The following is a 12,128-nucleotide window of genomic DNA, read 5'->3' as shown; positions in this document are numbered from 1 at the left end:
CTTCTACATGTTTTAGAGTAGGTGTAGGAGTGAATTAGACCAAGAGTAAATCACTTGTCCTGCCGCTTTGTAACTGATCTACAAAAAAAGAGAGAGTTCCGTGGATTTTATTCATGGGACTCTCTCTTTTTTATTTTAATAAATGCGCTTTTCCTTTGCTTCTTGCAGCCATGACGGGAACTCGTCTAATCTACCATCTGCGTCGTCGCTCGTCGCCACTTAGAGGAAAGTCGCTCAATTCTCCGAGTTGGTCATGTGCAGCCTTATAAATGCGGAGAATCGCTTGCACCTTGTTAAAATCATTGTCTTCCGGACCGAATCCTTCCATATACATCCTTTGGATAATGTTTTGGAAAAAATCCATACGCTCGCGAATGGAATCCTGTTCGATTTGCAGCACATCTTCAAAGCTGTGTGTCTCAGCAAATTCAGACAGCTCATCAAAATCCTGTTCCTGATATCGCTCTCCCCGAGTTTCGGGATTGAGATCAATAGAGGTACGCAGGGTTGACAATAAAATATTTTCACGTGCCAGCATGACATGAAAATCTTTGTTTTTAAACAGATCCGTAACGATCAGACGGCACATTTCCTTGTTTTGCAGCAGAATCCCATCAAAGGGATGTAGCGTCCACACACCGTAGTTAAAAAATAAATTAAAATTGAAGCTGCTGCTCCCATACTGATATACAATGTTGATTTTCGATTCATCGATGATTTCAAATGAAAATTCCAGCATGCATTCTCCTTTGGGATTCCAATATTTAACTCTATCCTATCAGAAAATGCATGATTTTCAATAAAAAATTTTATTTCACAGTTTCATTTAACTCCACAATAGAGTCTGCTTTTTCACTACTGGCAGCCACGAGTAAAAAGACAATCACACACCCCAAAATAAAGGACATCATACGCTCATTCTCTCCTTTGTCATTTCACTTTTTAAGAGTTTATGCACGAGAATGCTATATATGTTCATCATGTCCTTTATGCTCCGCTGCCAAACCAAAGAAAGACGCCTTTGGGAATCACCCTGGCGTCTTTTTTCATAGATTATTGTGTTATTGAATATTAGTTATCAGTTCAAAAACGAACTTAGCCCCTCAGAAGAATGGTTGTCCTTCAGTGGTTTGGATTGTTCTTTCCCTTCGATGCCCAAACGCTGGCTAAGATTGGCATTGATTGCTGTCATTTTACTTGTATAATCGTGGCAACTTTCAATAATTCGACGGTTCGATTTTTCAGACAGATCCAAAGCAGATACCAAATCACCAATCGCCTGATTCACAGCCTCCAATGACATAGAAGGCTTGCTAAGCAGATCCGTTGTTCTCTCGGTCGTCGTTTTGAGAAGCTTCGCATTTTCCTTGAATTGATCCTCAATCGTACGGTTAGTCGCATCAACGGCTGAAATAATTTTATCTTGGTCCGCCAGTGCCATCGCGATCATAGCCGATACGGTGATCAGATTCGATGTTTTATCAATCGCATTATTAACAGAATCAATCAGTTTATCATTGTTATCATTAATAATATCCGTTGCTGCAATCGCCTGATTGTATAACAAAATCATTTCAGTCATCGACTGTGTGCGAGTAACCACTTTGCGCAATCCCCGCTCCAGATGAGGCTTACGATTTTCATTTTCCGGCTTGGCAATCTCGGTTTCGAACAGCTCTTTCAAGCGATTACCAAAGGCAATTTTCGTCTGTAAATTGTAGATTTCTTCAATGGAAGCCTTCTTCAACTGTCTCATGCTGACGATATTCTCTTCCAGATTATCCTTACCATCTCTCAAGGCAGTAATGATTTTCTCGATGTTCGTCTTCACCGACTGATACTTGTAGATATAGTTTTTCAACGGGCTTTTACGCAGGAGCTTGCCAAAAAAACCTACATCTTTACTCTGCTGGAGCGTTTCGCATTCATCCCGGAGTTTTAAGATCATATTTGAAACCTCAGCCCGATCACCGGACATGAGGTCGTTTACCGGACGATCCAACATTTTAAGGGTTTGTCCCGCCCGTTCCTGCGTTTTAACCCCCAGCTTGCCAATGTCATCCATTAAGGTATCCAGACTCATAACATCGCTTTGCGATACCTTTTGAATCAGCTGTGAAGCCTCCTCAGTCACCTTTTGTTCATCTTCTTTTTTCAATTCAGCCCATGGGGTCGCCATGATGCTAACCTCCTATTCTGAAAACAACTGTTGCCCAAGGCTAATAGTGTTTTTCAGAGCAGCTATGCTGCTGATTTTTTATTCTATTAAAATAACCTACAATTCGGAGCTGCTGTACCGCTGGTGAATAAGCTCTGCTTTGCTCTGTAATTCCATCAGGTCCTTATGCTCCACCGTGGATACAATTACAGATATTTTGCTATCTACATCTCGCAATCCGTTTAGTAGCGTCCTCCGGTTGGTCCGTTTCGCGTCGCCACTGAGACGAAGAAACGGGTTAATCAGTCCATTCAAGTCCTTCAAAATCAATCGCCGAACCGTGTGATTCACTTCACTATTGTTCAATTCATGCAAAAGCGGGATGACCCGCTGCAAACGTGCAAATAGAGCCAGCGCCTTCTCGACAATCTCGTTATCAAGCGCATCTTTCTGCCCCTCGGAGATCACCATATCCTCCAGTACTTCCAAATACTCCATGACCTGAGCAAATTCACTGCTCACCTGATCCGGCAAACGTGCTTGTCCTGTTATAGACTCTCGCGGTGCGGCGATTTCCTTTTTATGTTGCTGTGCCTGATCAGCCTGCTCCTGCATCACCGGAATCACGGAACCGGTCAGATTAGGACGAGGATGGCGAACAGCCATGACAGCACTGTATCCTCCGATACAAATGATCGGGATTGCCAGACACACAAACAACGGCAACCAATAACTTAGTAAAAGCGCAATCAGGTAGCTGACCACAGCAATCGTGGCACCCCACATTTTAGAAGTCATAGCTTATACCTCCTGACGTAAACCCTTACCATATTGTAGAAAACAATATTTGCCTATGTCAATGTAAGGATTTGCGTATCGTGATTGGCTGCTCGATGTGACTGGCTAGAATGTCGTATTGCGGGTGTAGTGAACCGATTTCATAACCCAAAGCCGATTTCACCGCCAGGTAAGGAAAATTGATACCAGACAAGCACGATACATGAAGTCCTCCAGACATCCGCGGATTGATCTCTAGCAACTTGGCCTGCTCGCCGTTATATTTCACTTGAATGTTATAATTGTACGGAATGTGATACGCCTCAGCGACCTTCTCTGCCACCTTCAACAGCTCAGGATGCTGCTCCAGCAGCCGTAATCGTCCTCCTGCCTTCCTACGCGGAACAGCTGCTAACAATTTTCCGTTTCGGTCAGCCAAGCAGTCGATACTGTATTCGTATCCCTCCAGCAGTTCCATCACCATCAAATTGGGAAACGTCTCTGTGGAAGACAATACGCGATAGGCCTCCTCGAACGAAATATGATTCAGTGCATGGCCGAACAGTTCCTCCAGCGGATCACGTTCATTATCAATGATACGAAAGCCCATCCCCCCTTCCGCATTACATGGCTTGAAGCACACCTTATGCCCAAGTGCCATTAATGACTCGTAAGCCTGTCTAAACTGCTCGGCATTACTGGCAATGGCATAATCGGGAATGGCGACAATATCCTTTTGACGAATAGATTCATAAAAAAGATCCTTCTCCATCAATTGCTCCAGCAGTTCGGTATCCCGGCACACCATTACTTCTGTACCAATATCGTCGAACAAATAAAGATGCTTGCTAATATCGAGCATATTCCACCGCGGAATAAAGATATCAATTTCATGGCGTCTGCAAAAATCAGCACAAAACTGTGCATACTCCACACCGCTCGTGCGCGGCTCTACTTCAGCTACATCACTGGCCTGCAGTGCCATGTGCTGCGGATCAGAGTGTGTGGCATAGATCTCGAACGGAATACCGTCCTCATTGTTACGAATAGCATTCATATAATGATACACCACCGAAAACCAGCGGTTAAAATACACTTTGACCTTCTTCACAGCGCCACGTCCCCTATTAGTTTAATCATGAAGTACGAGCCGCTGACACGCTCCCGTGCACTTCATAGACATATTCCATAATTTCATTTGCTGCATAAACCCCCGACACTTCCGTAAATCGGTAATTGACCTCTAGCTTATCCCGCTGCTGTTCCCGATACAATTCACCATGACGCGGGGCAATCGCATAGTCGGCATAATCCAGCAGACAACGGTCCAGTAAAGAGTCACCGGATGCAACTACAGCTCCCCCATTGGTGAGGTTACGGATATGCGCCACGGCTGCCTGTTTATTCACGGCCGCAGGCACCAGATATACTTTGCGCCCTTGAATGGATACCTCCCAGCCCATTTCATGCATCATCCGCGCCTTCTCCAGCACCTGTTCCAGCGGCATCCGATCCCGTTCAATTACAAAAGCATAAAATAGTTCATCGCAAAAACGCTCGTTTATGACCCAGTCTTCATGAAGAACCTGTCCGAACACCTGACGTGCCTCTTCCGCATGAGCACCATCGCGGCGTACTTGTTCGTGAATACGTCGATTCCACTCTCGGTCCACCTCGCCTCCGACAATGATGTTTCCGCCATTACTCGTCACGGCATATGCGGGAACCAGCTCCGTCTGAAACACGGTGATTCGTCTATACTGTTCCATGGTCCGAGTCGTCACAGGCATAAACATGACATCTGCCGGTAGTGTCTTGAGCCATTGCAAAGCTTGTACAGAAATAAAGGCCGACGTCGCCCCATCGATCTGTTCCGCAGGCAACAGACCAGGGGACTCCAGCGGCACGCCAAGCGAGCGTTTGGAGTAAATCAGCGTCTGATCCAGGTCACTGGCGTAGATCATTCTTGTCCCCCCTTGAGCGGCTTGATGATTCCGCAACAGGAATAGGTCAATCCTTCAAATACCTCAACAGGCACTCCACGATCCTTGGCCAGCAGCATAATATGCTGAAGATTCGGATTATTTTCACGGTCAATCAGAATTTTCCATGGCACCCTGCGGAGCAGTACGCGAGTCGTCTCCCCCACTCCCGGCTTGACCAGATTAATATCCCGAATCCCAAATGCCTGCTGAATCGCCTCAATATCCCGTAAGCCCTGCCACGTCACGACAGGCGGATTCAATGTCATCTGTTCCGCATAGGCAGCCGCCGTTTTAGCCACGGCTTGAAAATAACCGGACACCGTATCCACAAACGTATTGGATTGATCCACCGACCGCCAGGATTCATAAAATTTAGCCCCATGAAAGTCGTCCGGACCTATCAGATCATCGCGTAATACCGTCCGGCTCATCAGACCTGATACGGTTGAATTCAGACAAGCGCTCGGGATCAAATAATCTTCTCGTGTACCAAAGGTCTCCGAGCAGCTACCCGGATCGGCCAGCACCGCCAGATCATCATTTAGGCGCAGTCCGTAATCTGCATTCATCTCACGGCAGGCCTCGATCAACACCTGACGAATGGCGCCTTTCCCCGTCCAGCCATCGACAAACTGAAGTTCAATCCCCAGCCCATGCTGCTGTAGAATGTACAAAATAGCATTCCGGTCAATGCCTTTGCCACGAATAATAGAAATACTGTAATGCGGCAAGGATACGCCATACTTCCAGTCAATATAACGCTTGATCAGGATACCAATAGGCGTCCCTGCTCTGGCAAGAGAAACAATCGCCGTGTTCAATCCTCTTTTTCTCACAATCATCTCAGCCACAGAAGCTGCCGCTAATGCAACCTTTTCGGCAGATTGGGCAAGCGTTTCGTGAAACAATCCAATATACTCTGCTGTGGGCTGGTATTCCACTGGCAGCATTTCTGAATAATGGACGCCTGACTGTATCGCTTCTTCCCGATCCTCCGTCCCTTTTTCCAACGCAACCCGGCTCAAATCCTTTAATAAAAAAGTGACATCCGAGGCAGGATAACTGCCTAGCGGTACGGGCGGATGAATGTTCTTCTGCTGTATTTGCTCCATAAGTGCTTGCTTCATATCCGCGCTCCTTTACTCTCCTGCCTAGTTAAACCATTAAAATAAACGACATGCACTTTATCACAGCCCAGACCGCTCAATGCCTCCAACATGGGCTTCATTCGCTCTGGGTCCGACTCTCTTTCCAGCAAAACGAATATTTCGTCATACTGACCTGGCTCTACATTATAAATAAAATTGCGTACCGTACTGTCCTCAGGTGAGGGATAGGTCACACCACTTGCGACGCCATACCCTTCTTCTCTATGGGGATACACCGGGCTGCGTGTGGTGGACTGATAATATACGTTCGGGCCTAACTCCGCTGCAATCCGCATTGGAATGTACATGAATTCCCCCGTACCCATTACCAGTGTTCGTTGTCCTGAACGAAGTTGGTTCAGTCGTTCAGCTGTGTACGCGATTTCTGCATCCAGCGCTGGATTGTCGGCGGATTGTAGACCAAAACGGCCAGTATATTTAAGATAAGGAGCTGTATTGGCGTACCCGTCGGTAGATATGGAGGTATGTGATATCCGCTCAAAAGCGGAAGCATCCTCTTCAAAACAGCGGTCAATTGTTCCAGAAAAATCTTTATTAACCTCTGCGGTGCTAGTGGCTGCATGCTCTACATTCCCGGTCTGTCCGGCATATTCTGCGTGATCCAGTATCGGTGTTCCCTGTATTTCTATCTTTCCTTTGAGCAAACTTAGAGGCTTAATCCTAATATCTAGCTCTGCTTCCAGATCGGCAAAAGCTCGCTCGTCGCTGTCTGTCCGCCAGTCCAATAACGAAGCTATCACATACTGTTTGCGCGGAAAATGCTCCTGAATATCCCGTATAATATTAAGCGTCGTTTTTCCCGTCGTAATCTCATCATCTACCAGCACAATGGGTCCATCTCCGGCAAAAGCATCCTCATTCAGTGCATAACAACGATGATCAACAGCATGTGAATGCTCTTCTTCAAACCGAATAATAGGCCGAAGGCCCGGAATATCCTCGCGTGTCGTATGAATATACGTGGCACCGCCATCAAACAACCGATACATGCTGTGTCCCAGTGCTGTAGCGGTCTCGGCAAAACCAACAAATTTAATCGGTTCTGGAAAAGAAAAAGCCAAACGCTCATCCATCAGCTTTTGATAGGCCTCTTTTGCATAATTCGGGTCAAGGAGTCCTCTCACGGCCTCTCCAATCAGTTTATCCATCTGTTGTCCTGACTGCGGGACAAGCTCTTTATATAGCAGGATCGCCAGTGCCGCCCCACTTAACAGAGAGGTGTATGGATTTACCGGAATATGCTTGCCCAGCACCTTGCTGACAAACAAAAACGAACGCTTTTTATTGACCCGTGCCGCCATTGCAAACAGCTTGTCCACAGGAAGACGGAATGGATTATGAGTCTCCGTAATTTTAACGCTGAACTGCTCCAGAATTGGCAACAGATGTGTTTTCGTGGTTGGGTAAGAGACTGACAAAATGTTGTTGTTCATGTAACACCCCGTATACTTTAGATCTATTTATAATACGATAAGCCCAATTCAAATGAGGCTTAATTTCATTCATTTTGTTGGCATAGGTGCTCTTGAATACACCTAGGCTACCGTCGTTACGTTCAACAATTTCAAGTGCATCCATATACTCTTCATGGGTCACCGCATACATGGCCTGTACCGGCTTAATGTGGGACGGATGAATGATCGTTTTGCCGATAATCCCATTCTCCTTATCCATCATGACTTCGCGAATCAGTCCGTCCACTGCATCTGAGATGAAGTCCATTCGCAAGTAGCGTCCCGGCTTCCCAAATGCGTCTTCGAAGGGCGATACTCTTAATTGAGGTTTAAAGATACGTTCTCGGTGAGAGAAATACTCCCATACAGGACCGGAAACAACATAATCCGAGTCCACGCGTCCGAACAAGTTAATAATATCTGCGATACAATCCCGAATGACGGCAATTTCATAAATCGTAATATCCGGGCTGCGTCTCAGCCCATACAGACTGGAGAAATCGGTGGCCCCAATTCGTACATTCAGCACATATTCCTGAACCTCGTCCAAAATTTCTTTAATCGCCAGCAGTTCTTTCCAACGAGTTTCCCGATAAATAATTTTAGAGCTTTCAAGAATCGGCAATCCATACAACACAGGCGTACGGCTTGCGTCCCCTGCCCCTGTATGCATAGTCCGGTTATATTCAGCAATGAGTGCAAAATACGCCCGTCCATTATCAGAAGAGAACTTGGGGAGGACAAAGCCCGTGAGCAGCGCCAGGGTTTCTCCCAAACTGTTCAGCAGTCGTTCCAGCTGCTCCACAGAGCGCACACGTACAAACAGCAAAGGTAATTGCTGTTCACTCATCACCCCTGTCCGTACATAGGACAAGAGTTGAAGCAGTTGCTGTGCCAGCGATTCTTCGGCCTGTCCGACCTGCTGATCCCCTATAGCATCCTCCAAGTCCAGAATGACTGTGGTTAGTCCTTCATGCTTTCCATTTTTGATCTCTTGCGCTACTTCCGAGCGGGTTGCCGGCATGTACAAAGCCGCTCCTATGGCATAAGCCAATATATTTTTGGGTGAACGGTTATGAAACTCCATCGGTGGAGTACAGAAGATCGCTTCTACTTCCTCAGAGGTTAAATCATTAAAATATTTCAGGGCCCTTCCCCTCCTCTTGCTCTATCTCGCCTGACTGAAGCCCTGTGCCTTGGGTATAAAAGAAATCCCCCCTTAGTTTCAGGAGGGATTTCGCTATACTTTGTACATTAAGCCTCTTTGTCGGCCTTTTTCTTTCTTTTCGCCGAGCTAAGAATCATTGTGCCTACAAAGACGGCAATCAAAATGCCGAAGAATAATACTTGCGACATATGAAAGCCAAAAGCAGCAGCCAACATTTTACCCCCAATAATGGCGATCATAATAAAGGCTGTCTGTTCCAGTTCCGGAAATTTATCAATGAGCTTGAGGAACACTTGTGCAACACCACGCATCATCAGAACGCCGAGTATACCACCCAGGAACAGAACCCATACTTTCTCGCTCACACCAAAAGCGGCAATGACACTGTCAATACTGAAGGCAATATCCATCAGTTCGACCATTAATACGGTTTTCCAGAAAGAAGTAGGTTTGTTTTTCACTTCCCCATCACCCTCGGACTTGAATAAGCCCTTGTAAGCGATGTAGAGCAGATAAGCCGCACCCAGCACCTTAATCAGCGTGAACTTAATCAGGAAGGTACCCAAGCCGATGGCCAGAAACCTGAATATATACGCACCTAAAATCCCGTAAAATAAGGCTCTCTTCTGCTGCTCTTTTGGTAAATGCTTAACCATAACTGCGAGAACCAAGGCGTTATCCGCCGACAAAAGACCTTCCAGCAAAATGAGAGTTCCAATAATCCCCCAACTCACCGGGTCAGTAAGCGTACCTACCACATCACTCCATGAAAAGAAATGCCCGTAGTTCTCGCTGATATTTTTAAATAAATCATTCAACATGAAAAGAGTGCCTCCGATAATTCAATTTATTTACTACCCTGCGTCCAGCGCATGCCCCAGTTATATGCCTGATCCATTTCACGATGACCGCCATAAAACTGTACGAGTCTCTCAATACTAAACGTTTCATCGTTCACATTTTGGATCATTGCAATCGCACACATCCCTTTGCGATTGTCATGTTCATTCATATGAACGATAATGTCTGGCCCGTCCTTCTGGTACAGCGTGACTACCCCGTCTGCTTGTGACCAGTTCGTGACTCCTTCATAAATGAAGGTAAACACCAAAATTCGCTTAATTTCAGAAATTTTAGCCCCATTAATACGGAGATTTTCCCCTGTTTTCACAGAGCCCGTACGGTCGTCACCATCCAGAGCAATGTACGGGAAGCGATTTAGAGAACCGAAAACTTCCCCAAGCGCCTGAACGACACCTTTATCCCCGTTCTTCATCTCATACAAGCAGCCCAGGTCCAGATCGACACCCTTGGAGCCACGACTGAAAAAGCCCTTGCTCTGCTGTACCTGATTCCAGTTCAAATTGATTAGGATTTCACCCAATCCTCCTGAGCCTTTTTTCAGGTTAATGGTATCGCCCTTTTTCTTCAGCTCAATTTTCCGCAGATTCAGATTTACCGGAGCTGCAGACGGCTCTGGCTTTGGAACAGGAGGTGCAGGCGGCGGTGTGGGTGCTGGTCGAGGTGCTGGAGGTGGTGTAGGCACCGGCACCGGAGGGGCCGGATTATTTTCCACTTCAATGCCGAAATTTTCACACAACGCATCCAATCCACCAGAAAAACCTGCGCCTATCGCATTAAATTTCCATTCACCGTTATGGCGGTACAGCTCGCCTATTACAATGGCCGTCTCGACTGTAAAGCCACTATCCAAATTAAATCGTAAAACCTCTCCACTTATCGGATGAGCAAAACGTATAAATCCGCCTTGAACCTGTCCAAAATTTTGCCGTTTCTGATCCGCATCATAAATGGTCAGCGTAAACGCAATCTTCTCGATATGTGAAGGTATTCTGGTTAGGTCCAGGGAAAATTGTTTCTTGTCACCAAACTGTTGTCCATCTGAATAGGTGATAAAAGGTGTAGTCGGATTATTGTAAAAGATCAGATCCTCATCGCCTGATACTTTCCCTCCAGGGCCCAGCAAAAATGCAGAAGTATCAAGTTCCAGAGCCGCTGAGGACTCCCAACCGATCCCTATGTTGACATGGCTCAGGCCCGGATTCGTTTTGGTCAAATCCACCTTCTGCCCCTTTACTACGATAACAGCCATGATTGTGTCACCTTTCTGTCCGTTTGTCGTGTTCAGCGTACGCCCTTCAATGGCTTAAAAAGAAAGAGGTAGCGCCCTTTGGACACCACCCCCATGTGGATATTATTGAGCGTCCAAGCCATAGTTTTTAGCAAGCGCACCCAATCCACCAGCAAAACCACTACCGATAGCCTGGAATTTCCAGTCTGCATTGTGACGGTAAAATTCACAGAATACCACAGCTGTTTCGGTGGAGAAATCCTCTCCCAAATCGTAGCGCAACACTTCACGATCCGTTGCCGCATCTACCACACGTACAAAGGCATTGGACACTTGTCCAAAGTTTTGCGCACGTGCCTCATAGTCATAAATCGTAACTGTAATTCCGATACGATGGATATTTGCAGGAATCTTTGCAAAATCAATAATAATTTGCTCGTCATCCCCGTCGCCCTCACCTGTGCGGTTATCGCCTGTATGAGTAACAGCACCCGCTCCACCTGTTGGGTTATTGTAGAATACAAAATCGTCAGCTGCCTTCGCTTTACCGTCCTCATATAGCAGGAAAGCCGAAGCATCCAAGTCAAATTCTGCGCCGCCACTATATTTATTGGTATCCCAGCCAAGACCTACGACAACACGAGTCAAGCCTGGATTCGTTTTGGTCAGATCAATACGTTGTCCTTTGGAAAGACTAATCGTCATACTGCATACCTGCCTTCTTTGTGTAGATTTTTTAAGCTAAGCCGTAATCACGTGTCAAGCCTGCAAGACCATCCTGGTAACCGCTGCCAATGGCATTGAACTTCCACTCACCGCTATGGCGATACAACTCGCCTACCACGACGCCTGTTTCGATCGAAAAATCTTCTCCCAGATCAAAGCGAACCAATTCTTCATTGTTTGCCTCATTTACGATACGTGCGTAGGCACGGGACACTTGTCCAAAGTTTTGGCTGCGTTCTTGTGCATCATAGATCGTAATCGTAAAAGCGATTTTTTCTACGTTAGCAGGTACATTGCTCAGATCAACTTTAATTTGCTCGTCATCTCCGTCACCTTCACCTGTGCGGTTATCTCCGGTATGAACGACAGAACCGTTCTCGTTTTGTGGATTATTAAAGAAGACGAAGTTCTTTTCCGTTTCCACTTTGCCGTCCGCATTCGCCAAAAATACGGATACGTCCAAGTCAAAATCTTTACCGCCATCGTACTTATTGGTGTCCCAGCCGAGACCAACCGTGATTTTGGACAAGCCTGGGTTTGTTTTCGTCAAATCGATTTTTTGACCTTTAGATAAGTTAATTGCCATGAGTAAGTACCCC

The 12,128-nt window shown here is 46.2% G+C and carries 12 protein-coding genes; all 12 read right to left on the bottom strand.

Features of this window, described 5'->3' with window-relative positions:
• Positions 1–190: 190 nt before the first annotated feature.
• A complete protein-coding gene (locus tag MKX36_RS04815; protein WP_016821461.1) occupies positions 191–739 on the bottom strand; it encodes a hypothetical protein in 549 nt (182 codons plus the stop codon).
• A 339-nt stretch (positions 740–1,078) separates the two neighbouring features.
• Positions 1,079–2,179 carry a toxic anion resistance protein gene (locus tag MKX36_RS04810; RefSeq protein WP_016821463.1) on the bottom strand — a complete coding sequence of 367 codons (1,101 nt, stop codon included), beginning with the start codon at positions 2,177–2,179 and terminating at the stop codon, positions 1,079–1,081.
• A 96-nt stretch (positions 2,180–2,275) separates the two neighbouring features.
• The gene (locus MKX36_RS04805; protein WP_017426310.1) at positions 2,276–2,956 is read right to left on the bottom strand and encodes a hypothetical protein; all 681 of its coding nucleotides are present in this window, start codon (positions 2,954–2,956) and stop codon (positions 2,276–2,278) included.
• A 58-nt stretch (positions 2,957–3,014) separates the two neighbouring features.
• Positions 3,015–4,046, bottom strand: coding sequence for an ATP-grasp domain-containing protein (locus tag MKX36_RS04800; protein WP_340864306.1), 1,032 nt, complete (start codon positions 4,044–4,046; stop codon positions 3,015–3,017).
• 25 nt (positions 4,047–4,071) lie between these two features.
• A complete protein-coding gene (locus MKX36_RS04795) occupies positions 4,072–4,899 on the bottom strand; it encodes an HAD family hydrolase (protein ID WP_340864305.1) in 828 nt (275 codons plus the stop codon).
• On the bottom strand, positions 4,896–6,047 hold the full coding sequence (locus MKX36_RS04790) for a cysteine protease StiP family protein (RefSeq protein ID WP_340864304.1): 1,152 nt from the start codon (positions 6,045–6,047) through the stop codon (positions 4,896–4,898). Before MKX36_RS04790 ends, MKX36_RS04795 begins: the two co-directional genes overlap by 4 nt.
• Positions 6,044–7,390: a phosphoribosyltransferase family protein gene (locus MKX36_RS04785; protein ID WP_340866073.1), complete on the bottom strand. Its 1,347-nt coding sequence runs from the start codon at positions 7,388–7,390 to the stop codon at positions 6,044–6,046. Before MKX36_RS04785 ends, MKX36_RS04790 begins: the two co-directional genes overlap by 4 nt.
• Before the next feature lie 52 nt (positions 7,391–7,442).
• Positions 7,443–8,630, bottom strand: a complete 1,188-nt coding sequence (locus MKX36_RS04780) for an HpcH/HpaI aldolase/citrate lyase family protein (protein ID WP_330721317.1) — start codon at positions 8,628–8,630, stop codon at positions 7,443–7,445.
• A 167-nt stretch (positions 8,631–8,797) separates the two neighbouring features.
• Positions 8,798–9,532, bottom strand: a complete 735-nt coding sequence (locus MKX36_RS04775; RefSeq protein ID WP_013369621.1) for a TerC family protein — start codon at positions 9,530–9,532, stop codon at positions 8,798–8,800.
• A gap of 26 nt (positions 9,533–9,558) precedes the next feature.
• Positions 9,559–10,824 carry a TerD family protein gene (locus MKX36_RS04770; protein ID WP_330721316.1) on the bottom strand — a complete coding sequence of 422 codons (1,266 nt, stop codon included), beginning with the start codon at positions 10,822–10,824 and terminating at the stop codon, positions 9,559–9,561.
• A gap of 102 nt (positions 10,825–10,926) precedes the next feature.
• On the bottom strand, positions 10,927–11,508 hold the full coding sequence (locus tag MKX36_RS04765) for a TerD family protein (protein WP_013369619.1): 582 nt from the start codon (positions 11,506–11,508) through the stop codon (positions 10,927–10,929).
• A gap of 31 nt (positions 11,509–11,539) precedes the next feature.
• The gene (locus MKX36_RS04760; RefSeq protein ID WP_016821472.1) at positions 11,540–12,115 is read right to left on the bottom strand and encodes a TerD family protein; all 576 of its coding nucleotides are present in this window, start codon (positions 12,113–12,115) and stop codon (positions 11,540–11,542) included.
• Between the last annotated feature and the right edge of the window lie 13 nt (positions 12,116–12,128).

This window comes from Paenibacillus sp. FSL W8-0439, assembly GCF_038008995.1.
Taxonomy (GTDB): Bacteria; Bacillota; Bacilli; order Paenibacillales; family Paenibacillaceae; genus Paenibacillus; species Paenibacillus polymyxa.
The sequence above is the reverse complement of the archived record's forward strand: the minus strand, read 5'-3'. Positions and strand labels throughout refer to the sequence as shown.